The following is a 26981-nucleotide window of genomic DNA, read 5'->3' as shown; positions in this document are numbered from 1 at the left end:
TCCAAACTCGGGATGTTTAAAGGTAGTACGAATGACCGCAGATGGTCAGCCACAACCTATAACTTACCCGCGTCCCCTACCTCTCAATCCGGTTGCCGATGTTGTATTTCCCGCGTGGTTTTTTCATTGGCAGGCGGTCGACTTCTTCCAGTGTCTTGGCGTCATAGATGACAACAGAGCCATCCTCTTCCCAGATGGAAACCAGTGCGTGCTTGCCGTCCTGTGTGAACTCAACATGGGCAGCGCGGGCGCCTTTTTGAGGGCGCAGGGTTTTCACAATCTCAAGGGTCTGTTTGTCGATGACCTGAATAGCATCTTTGTGCGGGCCAAAGAAAACATCCACCCAGAGATAAGGGGAGTTCTCATGTGTGCGGGTAAAGAAGCCTGACCCGAGCATCTCGATTTGCTTGAGGGTCTCCCACGTTTTCATATCAACGATGGAAACCAGAGGCTCTCTCAGGTGAGGCGTCGCCATGACCGTGCGCTCGCCCATCTTCCATGTGGAGCCAGAACCCAGATGCGGCATGCCTGTTATATCCAGATCTGCAATCTTGTGGCCGATCACCAGATCAACCACCTGTCCACCTTTACCGCTTGGAGAAGCCCCCATCACGTACTCATCAGTCGGGTCGAGATAGAAATCTTCGACGAGGCTTTTGACTGTGATGGTGCGGAGCGGAAACGGATCCTTGTTGGGAGCTGGCCCCTCCACGCGCCAGTCATGGGCAAAGCCATAATGCGGCGGATTGGGACCATAAAACACTTCCCAGATGGAGGGCGTGTCTTTCAGGGCCAACACAAAGCTCTTGCGCTTGGCGGCGAGGTAAACGGCGGACACGCGGCTCGGTGAGCCATCCTTGCCCTTCACCTGCTCCACCTTTTGTGGGCTCAGGTCATCAGCAGAGAGGATCGCAAATGTGTTGGGCAGGTAGTTGGCTACTGCAATCCACTTGCCGTCATGGCTCAGCATAATGTTCCGGCTGTTCAGGCCAGCACGAACACGGCTGACCTCCTGCAACGCGTAGAGATCAAACTTCTGAATCCAGCCATCGCGGGACATGATGTAGACGTACCGGCCATCCGGTGAGAACTTGGGCTGTCCGCGCGTACCAAACGGCGTCTTGAAGCGTGTCAGAACCTCAAAGCTGTCACCATCCAGAACGCTGACAGAGTGATCTGAAGTCTCAACCACCAGCGTCACATTCAGCGGATCTGCCGACCAGAGCGGTTTTTTGACCGGTTCATAGTCGTCGTTCTTAATCAGGCTCGCTGAGATCTGCTCCATCCCCCAGACAGGTGCTGGGGCCAGTGGAGTTTTCAGATAGGCGCTGAGCTCGTCAATCTGCTGGTCATTCAACACATCGCGGAAAGACGGCATCTCGGTCGCTTCCCGCCCGCTCCTGATCGTATCCTGAAGCGCTGTGCCCCGCAGACTGCCCAGAGTTTCAGGAAGTAGAGCCGGACCGATCAGGCCCAAACGGTTCTCTCCGTGGCATTCAACACAATGCTTTTGATAAAGAACAGCAGGGTCAGCAAGGCAAGCAGATGCTGTAAGAACAGCCGACCCAAGTGAAACAAGGAGCCTGATCATTGAATTAACTCAGAAATTTGGAGTGCAATCTACACTAGGGAGTAACGGTCACCATGCCGATCATCTTCTGTGTTTCCCAGTGAGGGCCACACAGATATTGCTGTGAGCCGGCACTTAGAAACGTGAACTCGAAGTTTTCTTCCGGAAACAGCCGGTCAGACTCTTTCTCGCCTGCCTCGTTCAAATGAACTGTATGACTGGTGCGCTTGTCCACGTTCACCCAGCGCACAGTCGTTCCAACAGGCACTGTCAGCTTTTCGGGGCAGAAGCGGTATTTGTACATGGTCACGACAGTCACGCCCTCAGCTTCAGCAGATGGATGCCCGAACATATCGACATAGCGCGCTTCTGCTTTTGCGCAGAGCTCAGCAGCCTTGTCGTCCTTGGCCATCGCTGGTGTCATCATCAGCAAACCCAATGCGACAGCGGAACCTTGAAGAAGTCTTGAGTACATGAGACGCCCCTCTCAAATGCATATCCAAAATAATCTAGGTATTATCGACAAGGATACACTTGGAAAAACTTAGAGCAAGCTCTGCAGCTTAGCGTATCTCTGAAAAGCGGAAGACGGCTTTCGGACAAAGATACGTAAAAACGAAATCCTGGCGGAGGCCCGCGCCTCCAAGAAAAAAGGTGGCCAATTGCTCGGCCACCCTTTGTGTGTTTTAGCGTCCTACCACGTTGATTTGGGCAGTTTCATCATCCAGCGCCAAACTGGTGTTCAGCGTCACGTGGTGGAAACGTGCGGATGAGAAGTCATCGTGGATCGCGAAGCCAACTGTGTAGGTCTTGCCTGCTTCCAGTGGCACATCGCCAGGCTTGTCGCTTGTCAGCGGACGGGAGAAGACCACGGTCCACATGCCAGCGGAAAGCTTGGCAGACGCTGCGATGTCACCGTCGTTCTGAACACGACGCTCAAGCAGGTAACCATTGGTTGCGGAACCGTCAGCATAGACACGCATCAGATCCATGAAGGTACCGTCAGCCAGCAGCTGGTCGATTTCTTCAGCAGACTTCAGCTTGTTCCAACCACCCTGTGCTTTACCGCGGCGACCTTTAACTTCGATCTTTGTGCGGGTTTCGCTCAGGTATTTCTGGATGGACTCTTTCGCCTTCAGCAGTTCAGCAACATCACCGGAAGCAGCGATTGCTTCTGGGCCCGGATCAAATGGCATGTAGGTGTTGTCTGCGTGACATGTTGCCCAGCAACCAACCTGTTCACCCATCTTGATGCCAGTACCGGTGATCATCATGGCAACCTTGATCTGGTTCTCCGGATCCATCTTGCCGCCGTCAACGAATGGTGCAGGTGCATGAGGTGCATCTGGCCATTGCAGACGGAAGTAGACGTTCTCGCCATCATGAGCAGCCTGCATCGTCGCGTTGATCACACCGCGCTTGCCAGGAATTGGCGTAGGCTCAGTGTTTTCAGTGCCCTTGACGATCTTGTTGCCGATGTTTTCCAGCTCTTTCGCGTGACAGGTTGTGCACTGGTCACCACCCTTTGTCAGCGGACGAGCACCACCGTGCTGCTTACCGTTCTGAACGAACTCGAAGGAAGCCTGACCAGGATAGAACAGGGTCATATCCACGCTGTTCACGCCGCTCCAGTCGATGTTTGCACCAACTGTATCGCCTGCATCAGCCGCACTTGCTTCACCGGAAGCTTTTGCGCGTTCTTCAGCAACAGCCGCGTCGACTGCAGCAGCGATCTGCGCCTGCATAGCTTCCTGCTGTGCTTTCTTCGCAGCACTTGCAGCTTCTGCTTCAGCAGCTTCTTTCGCTTCGATACGAGCGAGGCTTTCCATGTATTCTTTAGGAATCTCGCGAACGAAGTTGTGGTTCGGTGCCTCGATCATTTCGAGATATTCGTCAGATGCACGATCACGAACGTTGGAGTGCGCAATACCCTTGTGGCAATCGATACAGGTCTGGCCTGTCTTCATTGCATTCAGGTGCTGCTGACGAGCGCGCGGCTTCTGGAACTCCGGCATCATGGATTCAAAATCATGACAGTTACGGCATTCACGGGAATCCGTCGCTTTCATCCGCTCCCATTCGTTCTTGGCAAGGTGCAGACGTTTGTTCTCGAACTTTTCACGCGTGTTGATCGTTCCCACGAGCTTGCCCCAAACTTCTTTGGAGGCTTTGATCTTGCGGATGATCTTGTGTGTCCAGTCTTTCGGCACGTGACAGTCTGAACAAACTGCACCAACACCGGACCGGTTTACGTCGTGGATCGTGCCCTGGTATTCCTGATAGACGAAGTCATTCATCTCATGGCATGAGACGCAAAATTCTTTTGTGTTTGTCGCTTCCATGGCGGTGTTGAAACCACCCCAGAAGATAATGCCGACGACAAAGGCCGCCAGAAGGCCACCTACCGGCATTCCCCATAGGAAATACCTGCGCCAGATCGGCTTTTTCTTTTCCGTATCGTTGGACTGGGTCATTTCCAGGCTCCATTTTGGATTTTCTGTCGACCCATCCTTGCCGGGTCGTATGCGGTCGGCTTTCAAGATACGGGGAGCAAATCCGTCATCTCCGGCTGGTGCGCAGCCGTTCAGTCGCGATGCCGCTGATAAAAAAGAAGGGCGGGCGTGGCGCCCGCCCCTCCAAAAGATCATTAGATCTTATTAAGTTACGTGGTTCGAACGGATGTAAACGTTGAACTTGCCGGTTGGAGCGTAAAGGCCCTTAATCCGGGTTTTCTCTTCGAGTGTTTCAGCATCGAAGACAACGATTTCACCGTTTGGCTCCAGAGAGTCGCCCATGTTCCAGTTGGATACCCAAACTTCAGTACCATCTGCGTTGAACTCGAAGTGAACAGCGGCATTGCCTTCTGTTTCGGTGATGGTGATTGTTTTCACAATCTCACCGGTTTCTTTCGAGATCACCTGAACAGCCTGCTGAATTTCAGGATCTGGGTGTTTGGTCTGGTCAGCCCATACGTACTTGGAGTTAGGGTGTGTACGGATGAAGAGGCCTGGGCCGTCTGTTTCAACTTCGTAACACTTCTTCCAAGCTTCATCTGGACGGCCTGCTGGATCGTTACCCCATACAGATACAGTACCTACGCCGAGGTGGGTTGTACCTGCAACAGGACCACACTTAGGATCGTTCCAGTTAGCACCTGGGCCTGGGTGTGGAAGAGCAGCAACGTCGATCATAGCTTCGAGCTTGCGATCTTTGGTGTCCACTACAACCATTTTGTTCGATGCGTTTGCAGCGATCTGGAAGTAACGACCTGTTGGATCGAAGAAGCCATCGTGCAGGAACTTAGCGGAGTCGATTTTTTCGATACGAAGGTTATCGATATCGGTGTAATCAACCTGCCACATCTGGCCAAGTTCTTTAACCGCAACCAGCCATGTTGGCTCATTAGGTGTGGTGTAGATAGCAGCAACGCGGCTTTCTTCTACGTAGTCACCGTCAGTGTTGTAACCGCGGGTGGAAACCACTTTCAGAGGTTCCATGGTTACAGCGTCAACAATAGCGAAGTGTGGAGGCCAGTAAGCACCACCAATTACGTATTTGCCGTCACCGGAAATCGCAACGTCGCGAGCGTCGTACGCAACAGTAACTTCAGAAACAAGCATCTTGTCTGGGGTCTGCCAGAGGTCGATCTTGGTCATCTTACCGTCACGGCCCATGGTGTACCAGAAGCGACCTGGCTGCTCTGGTTCTTCCAGTTTATGGTGCTCAGATGCTTTGATCACGTGCACCGCATAACCGGTTGGAATGTGGACCAGAACTTCTTTGGTGTCGCCGTCGATGACAGCCACTTTACCAGCGTCACGCTCGATGACGACGAAGAAGTTTTCCCAGTTGCGGCCATGCATAGGCTTTGTAGGGTAGTCTTTTTCTTCGACATAAACCTTGCGGGTCTGCTTCATCTGGGTGAGCGACATTTCAGGCGGCTTTGGCGGATCCAACATGATGTAGGTCGCCATGTCCTTGATTTCTTGCTCGGTCAGAATTTCCGAGAAGTTGTTCATGCCCCCTTCGGTGCCCCAGGCAATGATCTTCTCAAGGCGTTCCTGACCCAGCTGAAGGGTACCACCTTCAGTCACGGTGCCGTCTTTGCCCGTTTTTTTCCAATGAGGTTCCAGGTTTTTACCTGTTGCACCCTTACGGAGAACGCCGTGACAACCTGCGCACTGCTCAAAATAGAGCTGCTTAGAGCGCTCAAAAGCTTCTTCGCTCAGTGTCGGACCTTCTGCAAAGGCGGGCGCAGCTGCACTACCGAGCAGCATCGCAAAGCCGGCCGCTAACGCGTAACCTGACCCACGTCTCTTTTTTTGTAACATTCTCAAACTCCAATGCTGGTGAGACCATGTCACAGTGAATTGATCAGCCGTCACGCTCCTTGACTAATGTTAAGCAAGAAAACTTAGAGCCCCTTTCTGAAACATCACACCTCCCAAAATCGCAGAAAACTCCCCATTCCAGCGACATTGCGACAGAACGTCTCAATCTGGAGTTTCATGCACATATTTTGAAAAGCTAAAAGAGACTAGGCGTAGGTAGGCGTGTGAGGGGAGGAGTTGAGATGTTGAGGTAACCTATTGAATATACGTAATATATATAATGCGGTGACCGACTGAACGTGTGGACTCAGCTAGCTGCTAACTGATTCTAAAGCCGAGTGAGGGACTCAGAATTAATCAGTCCTCTATTCCTCCAGCCTTTCCAGATCGAACACCAGATAAAGCAGGTTTTTGCACCAGTGCATGACGGTTTGGCGTTCTTTTGGGTCGGTGGTGAGGGCGATGATGTTGAGGCAGGAGACGCTAATGAGGTTTTGCAGGTAGGCGAGGCGCTGCGGGTTTTCTGGTAAAGAGCGACCGAACTTTTCCTGGATGCGGATGAAGCGGGAGAGGATCTGGTTGACGTGAGCTTCTTCCAGCTCTGACAGCTCTTTTGAGGAATTCATGGAGCGACGCAGTTGCCAGTGGCCTGCAGAGTTGGCGTCATAGCTGATTGCCATCTGCTCAAACATGTCATCGATGTAATCGCGGATAGGTTCGCTGCCATCATAGCGCGCATCCAGCTCATCCAATCCGTTTAGAGCATTCTCCAGCCAACGGCGGAACAGCTCGTAGAAGATCGATTGCTTGTTGGGAAAGAAGTTATAAAGCGAGCCAACACTGATATCGGCACGACGCGCTATTTCATTGGTGTTGATCTTATCGACCTGACCTTCGCTCAGCATGTCCAGAGTGGTCTGCAGGATCAGTTCAATCTTTTCACGAGAGCGTTGTTGCTTGGCCTTCTTTCGCAAAGCGAGGGATTGTTCGTTCAGGGATGGCATGGAAATGGCTGTCCTTTGTTAATCTCGCTTTACTGTGTTCTGCCCAACAAGATTTCCAGAGGCAAGCCCCTTGGAAAAGAATTAGCAGATATACTCACTGAATATCTTGACTTATAAAGTCATATTATCTATTGGAGTAAAAATCGAGTTATTGCTCAACTTTTTGATTTGAGAAATTGAAGTTGTTGCAATCGCTGAAAATTTTGAAAAATCAAATGATTAAGCTCCAACCAATTTAAGCGTCAAGCCAGAAGCCAGACACCATTGGGGCGGTTATCAGTGGAATAGGTGTTTGAAACATGGGCATCCACTACAAGTCTGCGCTTCTGTCTGGCTCCTCCATCAGCCTGCTGCTGCTTACCGGAATTGCAGCTGCGCAAGAGGCCAGTTCTTCCAATCAGGATCTGGATGAAGTTGTTGTCTACGGCTCGACAGTTGCCGAAGACGCATTAGCGCCAACGCTCGGCTATGTTCCGACAGAAACAGCAAGCGCAGGCCGCATTGGCTTGCCTATTGAAGAAACGCCACGTTCTGTTTCAGTTGTATCCTCCCAGCAGATGGAAGATCAGGGCGCAGAGTCTATTGTAGATGCGATTTCCTATAGTGCGGGTGTCATGCCTGCAATTTACGGTTTTGACCTTCGGTACGATAACTACACAGTCCGTGGTTTTGAAAGCGGTGTCGGCGGTGTGAACTATAGAGATGGTTTGCCGTTGCGCATCTTTGCGTGGGGTGGGTGGAACATTGAGCCGTTTGGTGTTGAGCGCGTTGAAGTGTTGCGCGGCCCTTCTTCTGATCTGATCGGTGCCAACCAACCCGGTGGTCTGGTCAATACTGTTACCAAGCGCCCACTGGAGGACTTTGAGGCCAAAATACAAGCTTCTTATGGCAACCATAACCGAAAGCAGATTGCTGCAGATGTGACAGGTTCTTTGTCAGAGGACTCACCCATCAGCTATCGTTTGGTTGGTGTGGGGCGGCTCTCTGATACGCAGGTAGATGAAGTTAAAGATGATCGTCTTTACTTCGCACCGTCGCTCACGGCCAAAATTGGTGACAACACCAAGCTAACATTGCTGGCGCAGTATCAAAAAGACATTCAAGGTGCCAGCTGGCAGATCTTGCCAAGTATGGGTACTTTGAAGAGTAACCAGCAGGACGGTGATTTCGACTACAGCACCTTTGCGGGTGATCCTGACCGCAAAGGTTTGAACCGCGATCAGCACTACGTTGGCTACGAGTTGGACCATGATTTTGGAGGTGGTGTCGAGCTCTATCACCGTGCTCGTTTGGCCTACAACAAAATTAATTATGATAGCGCTTACAACGGCGGCGCGCTTGATTTCGATAGCTTAACCCTCAGTCCAACCGCTGTTCCGGGTATTGATACCGCGGTTCTTATCGCCCATGAAGTGGATGAAACCGCTTGGCAGGGCTCCGTTGATACAGCGCTCAAGTGGGATAAGGAGTTTGGCGCCGTTACAACTCAGTTTGTAGCTGGCGTAGATCTTTATAAAGGTCAGTCAGAAGCTGATCTGGGTGGTGGTTATGCTGGTGAGAAAAATCTAAAGACTGGTGATATCAGCCATGATCTCGGCCTCATTCTCAAGGCTGGTGGAACCACTGGTGATCCTGCAAGAGACAATCCATTTTATGCTTATGTTGATGGACTGCTGGCACCACAAACCGGTTATCAGGATCAGAAGGTTTCGCAGGCTGGTGTGTATGCTGCCGCGAACTCGAAGATCTTTGATAAGTTTCGCCTAGATCTGAGCTTGCGTCATGACTGGCTGTCAACTGAAACCAAAGCTAAGCTGGCTTCCCCTGGTGCGATAGCTGCGGAGGAGAGCACATACAATACCGCTCTCACAGGCCGTATTGGTGCTTCTTATGTCAGTGATCTAGGACTGATCCCGTTTGTCAGCTATGGCACATCTTTTGATGTTCCACCGGCGGGTGTAACCACAGACGGAAAAGTCTTCGACCCAACCACTGCAGAGCAGTTTGAAGTTGGGCTGAAGTATGCACCAGAATCCTTCAATGGGTTCTTCAGCGTCACTGGTTTTCACATCACTAAAGACAATCTGGTGGTTTCTGATCCGGATAACTCAGCAAACCGGGCGCAGGTGGGTGAAGTCAGGTCTCAGGGCATCGAGTTAGAAGGCGCAATTGAGCTGTTCAGTGGCTTATCTGCGCTCGCCAGCTACACTTACCTGGATACAGAAATCACGAAGGATCTGACCGGCAAACTGGCAGGTAAACAGCTGGAGCGTACACCAGAACATTCCGGTTCTCTCTGGCTGAAATACGATTTTGCTGATCAGGGCAACTGGTTGGATGGCCTCAGCATTGCAGCTGGTGCTCGTTATCTGGGAAACCGCTACGCGGATGCAAAGAACACAGTGCAGCTGGATGCCGTAACTTTGTTCGATGCGGGTGTGAGCTATGAGTACAACAATCTGAAGCTCTCCTTCACCGGGCGCAACCTTGCTGACAAGTCTTACATCAGTCATTGCGGAACAGCCTCATTGGCAGATCCATCACTTGGGCTTGCCATTCCAACTATGGATTCCATGAATTGTACTTATGGTCGGGGCCGTGAGCTGCGGCTTCAGTTGACGAGTACTTTCTAGACTTTCCTAAACAGAAAATGAGTTGATGCCACGGGCTTTGCAGTCCGTGGCTGGTTTTGTGAGAGAGACATGCATTCCATCCACGCATGCATCAAACAGTTAGAACGGGTTTTGCTAGGCGGCGCACTGTGTCTGGCAATGCTTTTCGTGAGTGCTCAGCAGTCAGAGGCCACTGACTTTCCCGCGGTGTTCCAACACCAGTACGGGACAACGACAGTAACCTCTCCGCCCAAGCGGATCGTATCTGTCAGTTTCATCGGGCATGACTTTTTGCTGGCTCTGGGCGTGAAGCCTGTGGCGTTGCGGCGTTGGTATGGCAACTATCCCAATGGAGTTTGGCCGTGGGCCCAGCCTGCTTTGGGGGATGCCAAACCAACGGTCATGTGGGGAGAGATCAATGTGGAGCAGATCGCTGCGTTGAAGCCTGATCTGATCCTAGGCCTGTGGTCCGATATGACGCGTACTCAATACAAGATCCTCTCACAGATTGCACCGGTTCTTGTCCCAGAAGAGCATTATGGTGATTACGGTACACCCTGGCAGCAGATGACGCGTACGATTGCGAAGGCTGTTGGGCGTGCTGAAAAAGGGGAGCAAGTGGTGCGGGATCTGGATGCCCGCTTTGCTGCTATCAAACAGAACCATCCGGACTGGTTGGACAAATCCGCAGTGGTGGTTTGGCCGGGAGATATTGGCGCTTACCCATCGTCAGACCTTCGTGGGCGTTTTTTGAGCGATCTTGGTTTCATCGTATCCGAAAAGGTCGAAGCACTTGTTCGCAGTGATCTGTTTTATGTGCGTGTTTCACCGGAAGATCTGGACCCTATCGATACAGATGTTCTGATCTGGCTCGATTTTGGCTCAGGCGCGTCGCAGATCAATACCCTACGTCTGCGCCCGACCATGCGGGCTTATAGAGAAGGGCGTGAGGTCGTTGCGACACCGATGATTGCTGCCGCGCTTTCGCATTCCTCTCCACTCAGCCTGAACTTTGCTCTGGACCAGCTGGAACCGCTGATTGCCGCCGCCATTGATGGAGATCCGGCGACACCAGTGACCACCTCTGTTGAGGCTGGCATCACGCAAGCACAGCAAATGGAGGGGCAGTGATGTTTGTTGATGTTGCTCAGCGTATGGGTGCTGTAGACAATCTCAGGGTTTCGGGTAAATCTCGTGGTGGCTGGTCACTTGCGCTTGTGATCCTTTTGGTCGTTCTCTCGGTGATTTCGCTCGGTGCTGGTGTGCGGTCCATTCCGCTATCTGCAATCACCGATGCTTTGTGGGCGACGAACCTAAACAACCCAGACCACATTGTGATCATGGAAATGCGGGTGCCGCGCTTGATTGGCGCGTTGCTGATTGGAGCGTCTTTGGCCATGGCTGGGGCGATCATGCAGATTGTGACACGCAATCCGCTGGCGGATCCGGGATTGTTTGGCGTGAATGCCGGGGCATCCATGGCCGTGGTGCTATCCATTTGGGGTGCAGGCATTTCTGCGGCGGGCCTGTTCATCTGGCCTGCGATGGCCGGTGCCTTCGTGGTGAGCCTCGCCGTATATGCTCTTGCCAATCTTGGGCAGGGCGGTGCCAGCCCTTTGCGGATGGCTTTGGCAGGGGCTGCTGTCAGCTCGTTTCTTTTGGCACTTGTCCGTGGAGTTCTGCTGGTAAGTCAGCAAACATTGGAAACCTACCGCTTCTGGGTGGTTGGCTCGCTGCAGGGCGTGAAGCCCGAAGTGCTACTGCAGCTCTGGCCCTTCTTTGCTGCCGGCTTTGTTTCCTGTCTCATCCTCGGTCGTTGGCTGAATGCTCTTTCTCTTGGTGAAGATCTGGCGAAGTCACTTGGAACCAAAATGGGTTTAGTCAAAGGCCTCAGCCTGTTTGCGGTAGTCTGTCTGTCAGGTGGTTCTGTTGCTCTGGCTGGGCCCGTCGCATTTGTGGGGCTCGTCGTGCCTCATGTAGCACGCCGGTTCAGTGGTGCAGACAGTGCCTGGCTGCTGCTGTTTTCCGCCTTACTGGGAGCTCTGTTTGTGCTGGCCGGCGATATTCTTGGCCGCGTTCTTCTTGAAGGTCGCGAGCTGCAAATCGGTGTCACTGTGGCATTAGTGGGCGGTCCGTTCTTTGTCTATCTCCTCAGAAAAACAAGGATGATGTCTCCATGAAGTTGCTTGGCCATCATCTCGTCGTTCCGCTACCGGGCGGCGCGCTTCTTATGCGCAAGCGCAGCGCTGCTGTCGGCTGCGTGTTGCTGGCATTTACGTTGATCGCGATGTTCGCGGCCCATTGGCTCGGTGTTTATCCAATCGCTGCGGATCGGATCTTGCCGCTTATGTTCAGTGGTGAGAACAGCGTTGATCAGCTCATCCTGCTGGATGTGCGCATGCCGCGTATTCTTGTGGGCGTTTTTGTTGGCGGCCTTATGGGCATGTCCGGCGCGATTTTCCAGGCGTTGATGCGTAACCCGCTAGCCTCACCGGATGTGCTTGGGTTCAACGCTGGCGCCGCCTTTGGTGCACTTCTGACAATCTTCCTGTTTGGCTCTGCTGCCTATGTGTTCTGGGGAGCCGTGGTCGGAGGTGTGCTGACAGCTGTGCTGGTTGTTGCCTTGTCCTGGCAACGTGGGCTTGATCTCTTTCGCCTGATCATGGTGGGCATTGGCATTGGCTTTACATTGCTGGCTTGTGCTGACTTCCTCATGTCGCAGCTGGATATTCAGCGTGCATCCGATATGGCCAAGTGGCTTGTTGGCAGCCTAGGGCAAATCCAGCGGGAGGATATCGCTCCGGTTGCGATTGCGTTTGTGGTGCTGGGTTCTCTGAGCATTGTGCTGCAATACTCATTGGACAGGCTCGCTTTTGATGAAGACCTGGCAACGGGCCTCGGTTTGAAGGTGAACAGCCTTCGCTTGCTGTTGGTCGCCGTTGCCGTGGTGATGACTGCCACCGCAGTGGCCGTTGCTGGGCCAATTCCATTTGTAGCGTTCGTTTCAGGGCCAATCGCACGGCAACTGTCCAAAACACCATCTTCAGCACTCATCCTGGCCGCGGGTATTGGCATTCTGGTCACGCTGCTGTCGGACACAGCTGCCCGGACACTGGTTGCCTCATTCCAGATGCCAACCGGTGTGCTTACTGCCTTGATTGGTGCTCCTTATCTCATTTGGTTGCTTGCACGGCAGGCGAAACGGAATCTTATCTAATGCTTCAGACTCAAGAAAATGCGCCGTTGGAAGCCAAAGATCTCGGGCTTTCGTTTGGCTCTCACGTTGTCCTGAAAGACTTCAATCTGGCAATCCCAAGGGGAAAGATCTCTGTGGTGATCGGCCCCAATGCTTGCGGAAAGTCCACGCTGCTCCGCTCGCTGGCACGATTGGAGAAGCCAACAGAAGGCACTTTGCTATTGGATGGAAAATCTATCCATAAACAGCCCACACGCGGTGTTGCCAAGCGTCTTGGCATCCTGCCTCAGATGCCTGTTGCGCCAGAAGGGATCACGGTGGGAGATCTGGTCAGTCGCGGTCGTACGCCTCACCAGTCTGTCTGGCGGCAATGGTCCCGTCAGGATGAAGAGGCGATCCAGAAAGCCATGGAGATGACCAAGGTCACCGAGCTGCGCGACAAGCCTTTCAGCTCTCTTTCGGGAGGACAGCGCCAGCGTGTCTGGATTGCTATGGCGTTGGCGCAGGAAACTGATTTGCTGCTGTTGGATGAGCCGACCACCTTTCTGGATCTCGCTCATCAGATCGAGCTGCTGGAGCTTCTCAAACAATGCAATGAAGAGCAGCAAATGACAATTGTCGCTGTACTGCACGATATCAACCTTGCCGCACGCTACGCGCACAATCTGGTGGTCATGAAGGATGGCCGGATTGAAGCGCAGGGCAGCGCAGGCAAGACAATCACCAAAGACATCATGAAATCTACCTTCGGACTGGATTGTTATGTGATGCCGGATCCGGTGAAGGGGACTCCACTGGTTGTTCCAGTTTGATGCCAAAAAAACAATTTCAATAAGTTAGACGAGCACTTTGATGACAACCACCGCAGTAGAACTCCATAAAATTGAAAGCCTCATTCCTGGCATCGAGTTTGATAAAGCCATTGAGCTTTTTGGCGCGGAAGCCAAGCTTCACAATCTGACGCTAGAGGAAATCACCGGCAAGCATTACCGCGTGAACTCTCCACTTGGGATGGTTGAGTTTGTAAAGGTGGATGCGCAGGCAAAGATGACGATCTCCGCTCCATCTCAGGATGCGTTGCATCTGGTGAAGGAAAGCATTGAACATCTGATCGGACACATCGACATCAATATTCCGCCTCAGATGGTTTGGAGTGGAGATTTTACCGCTGGTGTACACCCGCCAAACTTTTTGGAAGTTCGCGTTGTCCGCACAGCTGCGTTCAGCTCTAACTTCATCCGGGTGACTGTCTCAGCAAAGGGCATTGAGCGCTTTTTTGAAGGTGGTTTGCACTTCCGTCTGCTCTTCCCCAAGAACCCAAGCTTTGAGGCGCACTGGCCATACTGGGATGACAAAGGTCGCACAGTCTGGCCTGAGGGTGACTATGAGCTGATGCGTCCGGTTTATACGGTGCGCCAGTTCGACAAAGCAGTGCAGAGCATAGACTTTGATGTCTTCCTCCATGAAGGTGGCCCAACTGCAGATTGGGCAGCTCGAGTTATTGAGGGAGACACAGTGGGCTTGCTTGGCCCGGGTGGTGGCTGGATTCCGGAAGCAAACTATCTACTGCTGGCAGGGGATGAAACGGCTATCCCGGCGATCTCCCGTATTCTTGAAAGCTCTCCGAAAGGCACAAAAGGTGCCGTGGTGATCAGCGTTTCCAAAAAGGGAATGGAAACACCCATCCCGCTGCCAGAGGGCATGAGCCTTGAGTGGGTTTATCGTGATGCTGTTGGGCATGATGGATTGTTTGAAGCAGCAAAGCAGATCGAAATTCCGAATGTACAAGAGGCATTCTGTTGGTTTGCAGCCGAAAAGAAAACGGCCAAGAAAGCCCGCAAACACTTCCGCAATGAAGTCGGCTTCAAGGCGGACAACTGCTACATCGCTGGGTTCTGGGAAGAGGCGTAATTCCTCTTAAAACCCAAGCAGTTTTGCACCTTGATAGAAGATGAAGGACACCGCCCAGGCATAGGTGAGTGACAGGATCAGGGAAAAGCTTGTGAAGCGCCAGCTTTTCCCTTCTGCATGAACTGTAGCGATGGTTGTCAGGCAAGGCGTGTAAAGCAGGCAGAACAGGCAAAAGCTGTAGGCTTCTAGCGGTGTGACGCTCATCGTAATGGCTTGAGAAACACCGCTGGTAGAAAGAGCGTAGATGGTGGAAAGCGACCCGATCACAATCTCTTTTGCGATGAAGCCGAAGATCAATGCCAGGGTGAGATAAGGGTTGATGCCGATTGGCTCCATAATCGGTTGAAGCAGAACCCCAAGCTGACCGCCATAGGTGTTCAGCCCTTCTGCACCAACAGGAAGGTTCGTCAGCAACCACACAAGAATGCAACCGATGACGATGAAGCGCGACGCTCTTCTGATAAACTCGCGTACCTCACCCCAACCGCGTAAAAGCACCTGCTTCACCGTTGGAATTCGGTAAGGCGGTATTTCCAGTAAAAACGGTTCCTTGCTTTTAAACTGGCGCGAAAAACTGAAGATCGCTGCAGTCGAAAAAGCTGCGAGAAAGCTGATCACATAAAAGGAAAAGAGAACGAGTGCCCCCTTGGAGCTGGGGAAGGTGGCGCTGATGATGAAGACGAACACTGCAAGCCGTGCTGAGCACAGCGAAAACGGAATAACGAGCATAGCCAGCAACCGTAGTGAGCGCGTCCGCATCACGCGTGTCCCCATCAAGGCAGGAACATTGCAGCCGAACCCCATCATCTGCATAACGAACGCCCTGCCATCCAATCCGACACGCCGCATCAAGGCATCCATCAAAAAAGCTGCCCGGGCCAGATAACCGCTGTCTTCCACGGCTGCCATGCAGAAGAAGAACAGCACGAGCAAAGGCACAAAAGAGGCGACTGTAGACAGACCAAGCCAAATGCCGTTGATCAGGAAGCTGTTCAGCCAGGCAGGTGCCCATGCCAGCCCCGGCTCCAACAACGTTGCCTGTACCCAATCCGCACCGCTGCTCACTAGGTCTTGCGAGGGCAAGCCGATCTCCCAGATGACCGAGAATATGACCAGCATGCTGAGGAAGAACATGGGCAAGCCCAACAAAGGATGCAGGAACAGCTTATCCAGCTTCTCCGTGAGTGTCTTCGGCCATATTTGGGGAAGAGTGACACACCCTTTCAGGGCGTCATCAAGTGTTTCCTCGGTCATCAGTGTTTTGAAAAGAGAGTCATAGTCTGCCAGAACCGGCTTACTCGCAAACTCTGAGCTGAGGCTTTCTGACACCTGCTTCATAGCACCTTCAAAGCCCGTGCCATACTTGGCGCTGATAAGAGCCACTGGCATCTTGAGAGAGTCCTGAAGTTTCTCCAAGTCAAACGTGATGCCAAGCTTGTGTGCCTCATCGCACATGTTGAGCATGACAACAGCAGGCAGGCCCAATGCTTTAACCTGCAACGGCATCAGGATTTGACGCTCGATCTGCGCGGCATTGATGACGATGATCACCAGATCGACGGGAAACTTGGTCAAGAAGCGGTTCACGACCGCTTCGTCTTCAGATCCACCTTCCAGATTGTAAATCCCTGGCAGATCAACATATTCCACTTTTCGCCCATCCAAAGGAACACGTGCGCGCATCACGTTCACGGTGATGCCCGGCCAGTTCCCGACTGATGCCCGTGCGTTGGTGATGCGATTGAACAGCATGGATTTACCCGTGTTGGGCTGCCCGATAAGCGCAATCCGAGGCGTGCTTTGGGCTCCTGTCTCAGGCCGGGGATTCATCGCCTTTGATCTCCTCCACAACAACGCACCGCGCTTCAGAACGGCGGATGGCCACCTGTGTTGCCTGATTAACCCGCAGCAACATGGGGCCACCCAACCAGGCCAGTCGAATAACACTCACCTCTTTGCCGATATTGATGCCAAGAGCATTCAGGCGAACCACCAGTGCGCGGCCATCAGCTGTCTCTTCACTCTCGATTGTGCGCACAACAGCTCGTTCACCCTTGAGAAGTTGATCGAGACTGCGTGTTCGGGATGCGTTGCTCATGATCTGCTTGTGAGGTGTTGAAATGAAGTTGAGGTTTAAACTCATGAATACACAAGCCGATCCCGGAAATGTGGTTATGGGTTTCTTGCCTGACCTGATCCAACTTGAAGCAATGTTCTCAAGGACTGCCTAACCTAGGGATATGCCCTAATGGCATGCCTGATATCTGTTTAAACCCAAGGATCTACCTGCGATTAAGTTGCATGTGCAGATTGATAATATGAGTGTAATGCACTAGTTAAAAATAATTAATTGGTTAGCCAGAGCGACTCGTTCGAGCCAGGCCGTTGAGCGCTAGGTAGAAAATGGCTAACGACAGCAACGCCCTTATTGCAGGGCAGGGGCGTACATCCTCCCAATTTGAGCAAGGCGAGCGCACCGCACGCTCAGTTATTGTTGTTCTTGCGGGGCTTTATGTAGCGCAGGCCATTCCGGTCTATCTGGTTGCTGCAGCCATGCCTGCCATCTTCAGGGCTCAAGGCATCAGTCTGGTCAGCATCGGTTCCATGGCACTTTTGATGCTGCCTTGGGTCATCAAGTTCCTCTGGGCGCCTGTGGTTGACAGATACTACGTCGCAGCTTTGGGAAAGCGCCGCAGCTGGATTATCCCGATGCAGCTCGTCTCCGTTGGCATCATCACCTATCTCTCCACGCTCAACGTCGCAGAGCACTTGCACATCCTGTTCCCGTTGCTGATGGTTCTGGCGCTGTCTTCCTCCACGCAGGACATCGCGACAGACGGCTTTGCAGTGGAGCATTTGGCACCAAAAGACCAGCCACTGGGCAATGCGGTCCAAGGCGGCAGTGTCGCTGCTGGCGTCCTGATCGGCGGTTCTCTTTCACTATTCCTGCATGATCTGTGGGGTTGGAGCGCCGCACTCGAGACGGCTGCCGCTCTCTCCTTCCTGACATTGCTGCCGCTGCTCTTCTTCAGAGAAAACCCACGCAAAGGCAAAACGGCGGAAGGCGAGGGCAAGTCACGACCGTCCATCATCAGGTTCGTAAAACGCCACAGCACCTTAATGCTGCTGTTCTTCGCCTTGCTGTTCCGCCTGCCAGAAGGTCTGGTGAAAGGCGTCGAGCAAGCATTCCTCGTAGATTTCGGCTTCACACTCTCTCAAATCGGTATGGTCAGCGGCGGAGCGGCAGCTTGTGTTGGCCTTGGTGGTTCAGCCATTGCGGTGGTGTTGATCAAACGTGCAGGACTGATGCAGTTCCTATGGCTCATCGGCGGCCTGCGAACCTTGTGTTTCCTCGGCTACGCAACAGTTGCATTGCTGGATTACCGCGGTGTTGTTGTTCTGGTTGGCCTGTCAGCGGCCAACACCTTTATCCGCTACATGGAAATCGTCGGCCTCTACAGCGCCTTCATGCGGGTCAGCTCACTCAAACAGGCTGGAACGGACTTCACCATCCTAAGCTGCGCAAACCTGCTCGTTTACATGTTGGGCAGTGTTGCCGCGGGCATGATCGCTCAGCATTCCGGCTACGGCATTCTCTTCTCGCTCGCCACAGTCTGCTCTGTCGCAGGCATTCTGGCCAGCATGCACTTCTTCAAAAAAGCATCCATCGGCAAGGGGCAACAAATTGCCGAAGGTGCTGAACTCTCAACTACATCTACCGTAAATACTTAGGGGGCAAAATGAAAAGCGTCGCAATGGGGAACAAAGGTTCCCTCGCGCGGGTGCTGCTATGTACCGTCGCGCCATTAGCAATGTTTCAAACAGCATCCACCGCAACCGCACAAGAGGCCATCGAAGACGACACCGACCTCACCGTCGTCGTAACCGCCAGCCGCACCGAGGAGTCCATTTCTTCTATTCCGGGTACCGTGCAGGTGATCTCCGGTGAGGAACTGCAGCAAATGGTTGCGGCGAATGGTGATATCACCACGGCTTTAGGACGCTACATTCCGGGCCTGAACGTCAGCAATGATACACTGAGCGGGTTGGGAGAGACCTTCCGAGGGCGATCATTGCAGGTGTTGGTGAATGGCAGTCCGCGCACCTCTTCTCTTCGCAAAGTAAACCGTGTTCTCAGCCTGATTGATGCAGACAGCATTGAGCGTATCGAGATCATTAATGGTGCAAGCGCTGTTTATGGTGATGGCGGGACTGGTGGTGTCATCAATGTGATCACCAAAGGTGCAGACAAGGAAGGCTTCAGCGGCTCTTTCTCGACAACGATCTCGGCGAGTGAGCGTGACATCAAAGACAGTGCACATGTGCTTACAAGTGCTGAGGCTGGATATCGGAAAGATGGCAAAAGCATTCAATTGAACGGCCAGTTCAAAAACACGGGTGACCTGTTTGCTGGAGATGGAACGCGTATTCCTGAAGACCCTGCAACGGGGCAGGGCGGTGGCTCAGGGATTGAGCAATACAACATCTCTGGCCGTGTTGGTTTTGAAGCTGACCGTTTTGATGTTTCCATCTATGCCAACGTGTTGAAGATGGAGCAGGATATCGAGTTTTATTCTGACTTTACATCAGATCCTGTATCTCAGGACACTAGTGCGCCATACATGGGCTTAAGCCCGATGGAAGATGCAAAAAATCTTACGGCGACGGTGAACATCTATGATGTAGGTTTCCTCGGTGATGCAAATGTCGAGCTCTTCTATAATGACACAGAACGTCGTTCTGCATTGGTACCCTTGAGTGCCGCTAACCCGTTTACATATAGCCCGGATCCCGATCGTTCACAAAACTCCGTGTTCATGAAGCAGGTCGGGATTCGCACAACATTTGATCGTGATCTCAGTGACTTCTACGAGGGCTTGGAGTTCAGCTACGGCGGTGACTTTACATATGAGGACGTAACGCAGAAGCTGCCGAACGGTCGGGACATTATGGGTCCGATGGAACAGAACTCATTTGCTGTTTTCGGCCAGTTGAAAGTGCCTGTAGGCGAAATGTTCGAGTTACGCGGTGGATTGCGCTATCAGCGTTACGATCTGAGCGTTGGTGATTATACACGTCCTTCTGGAACATATTATTACCGGGGCGCTTTGATTAACGTGGCTGAAGCATATGTCAAAGGCGGTGATACCGTTTATGATGCAACAGTGTTTAATCTGGGAGGTGTAATGCATCTCACCGATGATTTCGATCTTTTCGCTGGCTTCTCTCAAGGTTTCTCTGTTCCTGATGTCGGTGGTTTCACCCGTCGTTCTTTTGATGATACAAATCCAGCTCGAACAGAGTTTGATTTTTCTGATCTGAAACCAGAAGCAGCGATTGTGAACAACTATGAGGTTGGAGGTCGCTTTAACAATGGTAAAGTGTCAGTTGCAACCTCAGTGTTTCTTTCAACGACTGACAAAGGACTGACCTTCAATCCTGCTGCGAGCGCGCTTAGACAGAGAAAAGAACGTATTTGGGGCGCTGAGTTAAACACAACAGCTGAGATTAACAGCTATTGGAGCCTCGGAATGATCCTTTCTTATAAGGAAGGTATCTATGACTATGATGAGGACGGTGATCTTGATGATGCCTTGCCAAACAACCGTATTGGCTCTCCCTTCCAGGCAACACTGTACTCCGATTACCGCTTCGACAACGGTTTAAGCTTTCATGGTGAGGCAATATACGGCTCTGGCCGAGACGTCGACGATGGCAACCCAAATTCTGAAGATTTGAAACTCAAACAAACCTTCACCGTCAATGCTGGCGCAAAGTACGATGCTGACTTTGGGACCATAAAACTTGGCGTAGAAAATGTGTTCGACACCAAGCAAAACAACGTCACCGCAAGCTCCGGCCGCAACCGCAACGTCCTAGCAGAAGGCCGCCGCTTCTTCTTGCAGTACTCTAAGACATTTTAAAATTGGAGATTTACGGGCGGAGATGGTCTCTGCCCGTAAACAACACCCAAGCGGTGTTGCACCTCTAAGTCTACACTTTCCTCAATTCAAAAATTAAACGTTTATATTTCATTTGAATTTCTGATATATCTCAGGCGTTGGGTGATTCTCACGAGGTCACTCAGCGAGTGGCAGGTGAATGAGTTGGGGCGTGTTGGATGTTGGAGTTGGGGACTTGCTATTATCCGGAGCAATGGCCAGAGGAGCTATGGGCGGATGATGCGCGTAGGATGGTTGAGTTGGGACTCACATGGGTGCGCGTTGCGGAGTTCTCATGGGCTCTTGTCGAGCGGGAAGAGGGTGTGTTTGACTGGGCGTGGTTGGATAAAGCCGTCAACATCCTCGGCGAAGCGGGTTTGCAGGTTGTTATGTGCACACCAACAGCAGCGCCTCCCAGATGGTTGATTGATAAGCATCCTGAAATTCTGCCGGTTGACGAAAACGGAGTGACACGCAAGTTTGGTGCACGGCGTCATTACTGTTTTTCCAGCCCGGTCTACCTTGAGTACGCGGCAAAAATCGCAGAAGCTTTCGCTAAGAGATATAGCAAGAACCAGTTTGTCAAAGCCTGGCAGATTGATAATGAATACGGCGACCACGACACGATCTATAGCTATTCGCCCGCAGCAAAACAGGCTTTCAATTGCTGGCTCAAGCAGCAGTATGGCTCGATCGAAGCCCTGAATGAAGCTTGGGGAACGTGCTTCTGGGGTATGCGTTACACCTCATTTGAGCAGGTGGAGTTACCCAATAATCTCGTTGAAGAGCCGAGCCCAACCCATCTGCTAGACTTCTATCGCTTCTCTTCTGATCAGGTGGTGAAGTTCAATCGTACTCAGGTGGATGTGCTGCGAAAGCATGTCGGCAATGTTCCGATTACCCATAACTTCATGGGGCACAACACCGACTACGATCACTATGCTGTTGGCAATGATATCGACTTCGCATCCTGGGATAGTTACCCCATGGGCGCACTCGTCAACGCACTTAAGGATGATGCTGAAAAAGCACGTCTTTTGAGGGTAGGGCTACCAGATCAACCGGCTTTCAATCATGATCTTTATCGCCATGTGGGCAAAGGAAAAGCCTGGGTAATGGAGCAGCAGCCGGGGCCGGTGAACTGGGCAAAACACAATCAATCGCCGCAGGATGGCATGATCCGCCTCTGGACATGGCTGGCCTATGCTCATGGCATTGATGTTGTTTGTTACTTCCGCTGGCGCCAATCTAAGTTCGCGCAGGAGCAGTTCCATACAGGTCTATTGTTGCCCAATAATGAACCTGATCAAGCGTTTTGGGAAGTGGCTCAGGTTGCAAAAGAATGCGCATCACTGCCTGAGACAGGAGCCAGACAAAAGGCACAGGTTGCCCTTGTGCTGGATTATACGTCTCGTTGGGCAGCTCATACTTTGCCTCAGGGAGCTGATTACTCCAGTGCGAAAGTGGCGATGGAATGGTACGCATCGTTTTCTCAGATCGGCGTTGATGTTGATATCATTGGCTCGCACTCTGATCTCGCGGGATATAAACTGATCATCCTGCCTGACGTGATCATCGATGATCCCGAGTTTGCGTCGCGCCTGAAGGAGGCTGAAGCCAGAGTTTATCTGGGGCCAAGAACGGGCAGTAAAACAAAACATATGCACGTGGCTGAGCCTCTGCCGCCTGGGAGCTTCAAAACTCTCATCGATCTGGATGTGGTGCGTGTGGAGTCCCTTCCACCTTACAATCAGGATCAGATCTTCTTTGATGGCCATTGGGGTGAAGTTACCAACTGGCGTGAAAGTGTGAAGAGTTCAGAGACTGTTTTGGCCAACTTTCAGTCTGATTATCGCGACGGCCAACCGGCTTTGGTTGGTAACGCGAAATGCATCTATGCCGCCGCGCATTTTGATGGTGCGTTTCAGAAAAGGCTCGCTGAGTATCTGGTGAAATGGGCTGGTGTGGAGCCTCACGCCGGGGCGCAGGAGGGCTTGCGCATCACACAGCGTGGGCATCTTAAGTTTGCGTTCAATTTCACCAGTGAAGTCAGAAAGATCGAGCTTGGAAGCTCAGTTAAGACGTTTGTGGGAGGAGAGCAGATACCACCGTTTGGCGTGGTGATCTGGTTGGATGAACCAGATGGGTGAGTAAGGCGATCAAAACATAAGTAGCTTTACATATAAAATTAAACGTTTATATTTTGAGTGACCTTGCTCAGCTTCGGGGGGAGATCCATGGCAGGGGTGAATATCAAACAGCTTTATAAGAGCTTCGGCACAACGCAGGTGTTGACCGGGATTGATCTGGACATCCGTGATGGCGAGTTCGTGAGTTTCCTCGGCCCGTCTGGCTGCGGAAAGACCACACTGCTGCGGTCCATTGCTGGTCTGGAGGAAGTTTCCGGCGGATCAGTGTGGTTGGGAGAGCGAAACATCACGCAACTGCCTCCTGCCAAGCGGGATATTGCGATGGTTTTTCAAAACTATGCGCTCTATCCGCATATGAACGTCTACAAAAACCTTTCTTTCGGTCTGTCTTTAAACGGCGTACCCAAAGCAGAGATCGAAGAACGCGTTCAAACCGCAGCTCGCATCCTGCAAATCTCGGATTTACTGAAGCGCCGTCCCAAGCAGCTCTCGGGCGGCCAGCGACAGCGTGTTGCTATTGGGCGTGCAATCGTACGTGATCCCAAGCTGTTCTTGCTGGATGAGCCACTCTCCAATCTCGATGCTGGCCTGCGTGTCAGCATGCGCGTGGAGCTTGCCAACCTGCACCGTCGACTTGGTGCGACGATGATCTACGTCACGCATGATCAGGTTGAGGCCATGACGCTCTCCAGTCGCGTGGTTGTTCTCAGCAAAGGCGTTGTCGCACAGTTTGGCACTCCGCTTGAGCTGTTTTATGCCCCACAAAACCTGTTTGTTGCCGGTTTCATCGGTTCGCCCAAGATGAACATGATGAAAGTAAACGCCAGTGCGATCAATGAGATGAGCATTGCGCTCACCTCTGAAAGCATGTCTGGATCTATTCCGTTTCAGCTAAGTGCTCCCGTGCAACACATTCCCGGCCAGCTCCACACATTCGGCATTCGTCCGGAAAATGTGGAGCTGGTTGAGGAAGCAGAAGCCCATATGAGCGGCAATGTGGAATTGGTTGAGCGATTGGGAACAGAAAGCCAGGTTCACGTTCGATTAGATACCGGGCAGGGGCTTACGGTTGTCACGAGGGGAACGCATCCGGTCAACATGGGCGACAGAGTCCATCTCAAATTTCCAGCAGAGCACTGCCATCTTTTCAATCCTGAGGGGGAGGCCTATCCGCGTCAGTTGGATGGGGAAACACGTTCACTGATTGAACGTCAGGAAACCGCAGCACTTTGCATTGCATAGAAGGAGGAGAGGAATGAAAAAGCATCTGAAACAACTGGCGATGGTGACGGCAGTTGCCTCGATGGCTTTGGGAGGAGCCAGTGCTGTATCTGCAGAAGAGGTGCTCCGGTTTGCAACATGGAACAGCAGCGAGAACCTTGGCATTCTGCAGGAAATCTCCAAGCGGTTTGAAGCGGCCAACCCCGGTGTAAAAGTGCAGGTGGAATCCTATGGTGACGGCTATGATAAAAAGCTGATCGCCGCATTCGGTGCCGGAAACCCGCCCGATGTCATGTACATGTGGAACTACCCCAAATACTACTCGTCCCTGATGCCTCTCGATGAGTTGATGGCGCGCGATGCTGAGGAGATGGACCTTGAAGATATCCCGGCAGGCCTGATCAACATCACCCGTGTGGAAGGCAAGGCCTACGGTATTCCGGCAGGCTTCACCACTCATGTGGTCTACTACAACAAGGATATGTTTGCTGCAGCCGGTGTTGCTGAGCCGGAAGCAGGCTGGACATGGACGGACCTTCGCGCAAAAGCCGCCAAGTTCCGTGATAAAGCCAGCAAAACCTACGGCTTCGCAGTGGAAGCCAAGCCGGATCCTTATGACTACGAGCAGTTCTTCTGGTCCAACGGCACGCGGTTTATCGCCGAAGATGGAAGTACCGTTGACGGATACATGAACAGTCCTGAGGCTGTTGAAGTACTGACCATGTTTGCAGAGATGGCGAAGAACGAGGAAGCTACGGTTCTCGGTATTGGCGATAATACCTCCGGTTCCGCACTGTTCAAAGGCAGCAAACTGGCAATGTTCCAGAGTGCGATGTGGTCCAAAGGCGGTATCGATAAAGCAGGCATCAACTATGGCGTGGCGATGCTGCCAGCATTTGGAGATAAGCCAGTTCATTCGTCCATCGGCGCATCCGCTATGTCGATTGCAAAAGCGACCAAGAATCCAGAACTTGCTTGGAAGTTCGTAAAGTTCTTTGCCTCTCCAGAGGCTGTAAAACTGCGTGAGAACGACCTGCCGATCCGCACGAGTGTTGCTGAGGAGATGGAGCTCACATCTGACCCAATTTTCAAGCCATTTTTCGAAATGCTGGCGCTGTCAGATCGCGAGTCCAACGCGTTCCTCAAGCATAAGAACTGGGGCAAGATCCAGACCAATCTTGAGCGTGCGATTGAAGCGACAATGATCGAAAAAGGCAACGCTAAGAAGCATTTGGATAGTGCGGTTGCGCGTTCCAAGCGTCACCTGAAATAAGAATGTTGGGGGAGGGAGAGATGACTACTCTGGTCGTGCAGGATGAAGTTGCTGAGGAGCGGCATCGCTTCATCGAAAAGCTAACGCCATATCTATTCATCTCTCCCTGGATTCTGGGTTTCCTGTTCTTCACCCTTGGGCCGCTCATCTTTTCATTCATCATGAGCTTTTATGACTGGCCTGTGGTGGGGGAGCGGACGTTCGTTGGACTGCAAAACTACCAGATCATGCTGACTGAAGACCCATTGTTCTGGGACAGTCTTTGGATCACAGTGAAGTTCGGCCTGTTCTTTGTGCCATTCAACGTGATCCTCGGCTTGCTCCTTGCCGTTCTGCTTAATCAGAAAGTCATCGGGACAGGCTTTTTCAGAACAATCTTTTACCTGCCTTCAGTGATCTCCGGTGTCGCGCTCGTCACCATCTGGGCGTGGATCTATAGCCACGAGTACGGCATTTTGAACTTCCTGCTCGGCCTCGCGGGCATTGAAGGCCCAAACTGGCTGGGTGACCCAAACTGGTCATTGTTGGCAATCGTGATTGCGTCCCTCTGGGGGCTTGGCGGAACCATGCTCATCTTGCTGACGGGCCTGCAATCCATCCCGAAAGAGCTGTATGAGGCTGCCAAGATTTCCGGCGTGCCTGCATGGGCGAGGCTGGTTTACATCACCATCCCTATGCTTTCACCCATGCTGCTCTTTACGGTGATCACGTCGATCATCTCAGCCTTCCAGCAGCTGACAATTGCATTGCTGCTGACTGGTGGTGGGCCACTGGAAAGTACCTACTTCTTCGCCATGTACATCTATGACAATGCATTCAAATACTTCGAGATGGGATTTGCCGCTGCCAACTCCTGGGTCATGTTCCTGATCATCCTTGCTCTGTCCATGATGGTTCTGAAGTCATCTTCTGCATGGGTCTATTACGAGGGCGAGATGAAAAAGACGGAGGCCAACGATGATTAGAGCTCTCACATATGGTGCGCTGCTTTTCCTCTCTGCGATGTTCATCATCCCGTTTTACTGGACCTTCATCACCGCAGTAAAAAGCATCGGAGAACTCTACCAGTTTCCGCCTGTCTTCTGGCCAAACGAGGTTATGTGGGAGAACTTCATTACTGCATGGTTCAAACAACCTTTTGATGTTTATCTCAAAAACTCAGTGATCGTGGTGGTTCTCTCGACCATCGGGCAGCTGTTTTCTTGCTCACTGGTTGCTTTCGGCTTTGCACGTTTTCAGTTCAAGGGCCGTGATGCCATCTTCGTCCTGTTGCTCTCAACCATGATGATCCCGTGGGATGTGAAAATGATCCCGCTCTACATGGAGTTCAACATGCTTGGCTGGATCAACACGCTTAAACCACTGATCGTGCCAGCCTACTTTGCTGATGCATTCTTCGTATTCTTGCTGCGCCAATACATCATGACTGTACCCATTGAGATTGATGAAGCCGCGCGCATGGATGGGGCGAACTCCTGGCAGATCTACTGGCGTATCCACTTGCCATTGATGATGCCAGCGCTCGTGCTTGTTGGCACCTTCCATTTCATGAACGCATGGAACGACTATCTGGGCCCACTGATCTATCTAAACGATCAGTCCAAATACACGCTGACGCTGGGCCTTTCCATGTTCAAGGGCCTGCACGAAACAGACATCACCTCGATTGCGGCAATTACGGTCGTCCTCTGCATTCCGCCGTTGATCCTGTTCTTCTTTGCACAGCGCTACATCATGGATGGTTCAATTGGCTCCTCGGTAAAGGGATAAT

20 protein-coding genes and 1 pseudogene are annotated in these 26981 nt (G+C 52.1%); 13 read left to right on the top strand and 8 right to left on the bottom strand.

Features of this window, described 5'->3' with window-relative positions:
* Positions 1-76: 76 nt before the first annotated feature.
* From AC3CB2_RS18125 to AC3CB2_RS18100, 6 genes and pseudogenes are all read right to left on the bottom strand, one after another.
* Entirely contained in the window at positions 77-1591 is a 1515-nt protein-coding gene (locus AC3CB2_RS18125) for a cytochrome D1 domain-containing protein (protein ID WP_352935108.1), read from the bottom strand.
* A gap of 34 nt (positions 1592-1625) precedes the next feature.
* The gene (locus tag AC3CB2_RS18120; protein ID WP_008548712.1) at positions 1626-2045 is read right to left on the bottom strand and encodes a cupredoxin domain-containing protein; all 420 of its coding nucleotides are present in this window, start codon (positions 2043-2045) and stop codon (positions 1626-1628) included.
* A 211-nt stretch (positions 2046-2256) separates the two neighbouring features.
* The gene (locus AC3CB2_RS18115) at positions 2257-3399 is read right to left on the bottom strand and encodes an ethylbenzene dehydrogenase-related protein (RefSeq protein ID WP_425328961.1); all 1143 of its coding nucleotides are present in this window, start codon (positions 3397-3399) and stop codon (positions 2257-2259) included.
* A gap of 90 nt (positions 3400-3489) precedes the next feature.
* Positions 3490-3981 (bottom strand): annotated as a pseudogene (locus AC3CB2_RS18110) (NapC/NirT family cytochrome c); the annotation flags it as partial.
* A 246-nt stretch (positions 3982-4227) separates the two neighbouring features.
* The gene (locus AC3CB2_RS18105) at positions 4228-5901 is read right to left on the bottom strand and encodes a cytochrome D1 domain-containing protein (RefSeq protein ID WP_037036452.1); all 1674 of its coding nucleotides are present in this window, start codon (positions 5899-5901) and stop codon (positions 4228-4230) included.
* Positions 5902-6266: 365 nt separating this feature from the next.
* Positions 6267-6905, bottom strand: a complete 639-nt coding sequence (locus tag AC3CB2_RS18100; RefSeq protein WP_352935105.1) for a TetR/AcrR family transcriptional regulator — start codon at positions 6903-6905, stop codon at positions 6267-6269.
* 299 nt (positions 6906-7204) lie between these two features.
* On the opposite strand from AC3CB2_RS18100, the gene AC3CB2_RS18095 reads away from it, so the two are divergent.
* The 6 genes from AC3CB2_RS18095 to AC3CB2_RS18070 all read left to right on the top strand — a co-directional run bounded on the left by AC3CB2_RS18095 (position 7205) and on the right by AC3CB2_RS18070 (position 14624).
* Positions 7205-9538, top strand: coding sequence for a TonB-dependent siderophore receptor (locus AC3CB2_RS18095; RefSeq protein ID WP_352935103.1), 2334 nt, complete (start codon positions 7205-7207; stop codon positions 9536-9538).
* A 69-nt stretch (positions 9539-9607) separates the two neighbouring features.
* A complete protein-coding gene (locus AC3CB2_RS18090) occupies positions 9608-10648 on the top strand; it encodes an iron-siderophore ABC transporter substrate-binding protein (RefSeq protein ID WP_352935100.1) in 1041 nt (346 codons plus the stop codon).
* Complete coding sequence (locus AC3CB2_RS18085; protein ID WP_352935097.1) at positions 10648-11697, top strand: FecCD family ABC transporter permease; 1050 nt, start codon at positions 10648-10650, stop codon at positions 11695-11697. The genes AC3CB2_RS18090 and AC3CB2_RS18085 overlap by 1 nt, the downstream gene beginning before the upstream one ends.
* A complete protein-coding gene (locus AC3CB2_RS18080; RefSeq protein ID WP_352935094.1) occupies positions 11694-12734 on the top strand; it encodes a FecCD family ABC transporter permease in 1041 nt (346 codons plus the stop codon). Before AC3CB2_RS18085 ends, AC3CB2_RS18080 begins: the two co-directional genes overlap by 4 nt.
* Positions 12734-13525 (top strand): ABC transporter ATP-binding protein, encoded by a 792-nt coding sequence (locus AC3CB2_RS18075; protein WP_352935091.1) that lies wholly within the window; start codon positions 12734-12736, stop codon positions 13523-13525. Before AC3CB2_RS18080 ends, AC3CB2_RS18075 begins: the two co-directional genes overlap by 1 nt.
* A gap of 40 nt (positions 13526-13565) precedes the next feature.
* The gene (locus AC3CB2_RS18070) at positions 13566-14624 is read left to right on the top strand and encodes a siderophore-interacting protein (protein ID WP_352935088.1); all 1059 of its coding nucleotides are present in this window, start codon (positions 13566-13568) and stop codon (positions 14622-14624) included.
* Between the two features lie 6 nt (positions 14625-14630).
* Here AC3CB2_RS18070 and feoB read toward each other — a convergent pair whose 3' ends face one another.
* Together feoB and AC3CB2_RS18060 are read right to left on the bottom strand one after the other, a co-directional pair.
* On the bottom strand, positions 14631-16454 hold the full coding sequence (gene feoB / locus AC3CB2_RS18065) for a ferrous iron transport protein B (protein WP_352935085.1): 1824 nt from the start codon (positions 16452-16454) through the stop codon (positions 14631-14633).
* The gene (locus AC3CB2_RS18060; RefSeq protein WP_352935083.1) at positions 16438-16767 is read right to left on the bottom strand and encodes a FeoA family protein; all 330 of its coding nucleotides are present in this window, start codon (positions 16765-16767) and stop codon (positions 16438-16440) included. The genes feoB and AC3CB2_RS18060 overlap by 17 nt, the downstream gene beginning before the upstream one ends.
* Before the next feature lie 260 nt (positions 16768-17027).
* On the opposite strand from AC3CB2_RS18060, the gene AC3CB2_RS18055 reads away from it, so the two are divergent.
* The 7 genes from AC3CB2_RS18055 (at position 17028) to AC3CB2_RS18025 (ending at position 26980) form a co-directional block, all read left to right on the top strand.
* Positions 17028-18356 (top strand): MFS transporter, encoded by a 1329-nt coding sequence (locus AC3CB2_RS18055; protein WP_352935080.1) that lies wholly within the window; start codon positions 17028-17030, stop codon positions 18354-18356.
* 8 nt (positions 18357-18364) lie between these two features.
* The gene (locus tag AC3CB2_RS18050; RefSeq protein WP_352935077.1) at positions 18365-20548 is read left to right on the top strand and encodes a TonB-dependent receptor; all 2184 of its coding nucleotides are present in this window, start codon (positions 18365-18367) and stop codon (positions 20546-20548) included.
* Positions 20549-20745: 197 nt separating this feature from the next.
* Entirely contained in the window at positions 20746-22716 is a 1971-nt protein-coding gene (locus AC3CB2_RS18045) for a beta-galactosidase (protein ID WP_352935074.1), read from the top strand.
* 87 nt (positions 22717-22803) lie between these two features.
* On the top strand, positions 22804-23958 hold the full coding sequence (locus AC3CB2_RS18040) for an ABC transporter ATP-binding protein (protein WP_352935071.1): 1155 nt from the start codon (positions 22804-22806) through the stop codon (positions 23956-23958).
* A 13-nt stretch (positions 23959-23971) separates the two neighbouring features.
* On the top strand, positions 23972-25210 hold the full coding sequence (locus tag AC3CB2_RS18035; protein WP_352935068.1) for an ABC transporter substrate-binding protein: 1239 nt from the start codon (positions 23972-23974) through the stop codon (positions 25208-25210).
* A gap of 20 nt (positions 25211-25230) precedes the next feature.
* Positions 25231-26175 (top strand): carbohydrate ABC transporter permease, encoded by a 945-nt coding sequence (locus AC3CB2_RS18030; RefSeq protein WP_352935065.1) that lies wholly within the window; start codon positions 25231-25233, stop codon positions 26173-26175.
* A complete protein-coding gene (locus AC3CB2_RS18025; protein ID WP_352935062.1) occupies positions 26168-26980 on the top strand; it encodes a carbohydrate ABC transporter permease in 813 nt (270 codons plus the stop codon). Before AC3CB2_RS18030 ends, AC3CB2_RS18025 begins: the two co-directional genes overlap by 8 nt.
* The last annotated feature ends 1 nt before the right edge of the window (position 26981 follow it).

It is taken from the genome of Pseudovibrio sp. SCP20, assembly GCF_057774105.1.
This window is presented reverse-complemented; position numbering and strand designations above follow the sequence as displayed.

Bases quoted from the DNA above. Each gene is read 5' to 3' on its own strand.
- AC3CB2_RS18045 (WP_352935074.1), top strand. From the start codon at position 20,746: ATGTTGGAGTTGGGGACTTGCTATTATCCGGAGCAATGGCCAGAGGAG.
- AC3CB2_RS18080 (WP_352935094.1), top strand. From the start codon at position 11,694: ATGAAGTTGCTTGGCCATCATCTCGTCGTTCCGCTACCGGGCGGCGCG.
- feoB (WP_352935085.1), bottom strand. From the start codon at position 16,454: ATGAATCCCCGGCCTGAGACAGGAGCCCAAAGCACGCCTCGGATTGCG.
- AC3CB2_RS18070 (WP_352935088.1), top strand. From the start codon at position 13,566: ATGACAACCACCGCAGTAGAACTCCATAAAATTGAAAGCCTCATTCCT.
- AC3CB2_RS18055 (WP_352935080.1), top strand. From the start codon at position 17,028: ATGGCTAACGACAGCAACGCCCTTATTGCAGGGCAGGGGCGTACATCC.
- AC3CB2_RS18125 (WP_352935108.1), bottom strand. From the start codon at position 1,591: ATGATCAGGCTCCTTGTTTCACTTGGGTCGGCTGTTCTTACAGCATCT.
- AC3CB2_RS18025 (WP_352935062.1), top strand. From the start codon at position 26,168: ATGATTAGAGCTCTCACATATGGTGCGCTGCTTTTCCTCTCTGCGATG.
- AC3CB2_RS18060 (WP_352935083.1), bottom strand. From the start codon at position 16,767: ATGAGTTTAAACCTCAACTTCATTTCAACACCTCACAAGCAGATCATG.
- AC3CB2_RS18095 (WP_352935103.1), top strand. From the start codon at position 7,205: ATGGGCATCCACTACAAGTCTGCGCTTCTGTCTGGCTCCTCCATCAGC.
- AC3CB2_RS18090 (WP_352935100.1), top strand. From the start codon at position 9,608: ATGCATTCCATCCACGCATGCATCAAACAGTTAGAACGGGTTTTGCTA.
- AC3CB2_RS18085 (WP_352935097.1), top strand. From the start codon at position 10,648: ATGTTTGTTGATGTTGCTCAGCGTATGGGTGCTGTAGACAATCTCAGG.
- AC3CB2_RS18040 (WP_352935071.1), top strand. From the start codon at position 22,804: ATGGCAGGGGTGAATATCAAACAGCTTTATAAGAGCTTCGGCACAACG.
- AC3CB2_RS18105 (WP_037036452.1), bottom strand. From the start codon at position 5,901: ATGTTACAAAAAAAGAGACGTGGGTCAGGTTACGCGTTAGCGGCCGGC.
- AC3CB2_RS18115 (WP_425328961.1), bottom strand. From the start codon at position 3,399: ATGGAAAGCCTCGCTCGTATCGAAGCGAAAGAAGCTGCTGAAGCAGAA.
- AC3CB2_RS18075 (WP_352935091.1), top strand. From the start codon at position 12,734: ATGCTTCAGACTCAAGAAAATGCGCCGTTGGAAGCCAAAGATCTCGGG.
- AC3CB2_RS18120 (WP_008548712.1), bottom strand. From the start codon at position 2,045: ATGTACTCAAGACTTCTTCAAGGTTCCGCTGTCGCATTGGGTTTGCTG.
- AC3CB2_RS18100 (WP_352935105.1), bottom strand. From the start codon at position 6,905: ATGCCATCCCTGAACGAACAATCCCTCGCTTTGCGAAAGAAGGCCAAG.
- AC3CB2_RS18050 (WP_352935077.1), top strand. From the start codon at position 18,365: ATGAAAAGCGTCGCAATGGGGAACAAAGGTTCCCTCGCGCGGGTGCTG.
- AC3CB2_RS18030 (WP_352935065.1), top strand. From the start codon at position 25,231: ATGACTACTCTGGTCGTGCAGGATGAAGTTGCTGAGGAGCGGCATCGC.
- AC3CB2_RS18035 (WP_352935068.1), top strand. From the start codon at position 23,972: ATGAAAAAGCATCTGAAACAACTGGCGATGGTGACGGCAGTTGCCTCG.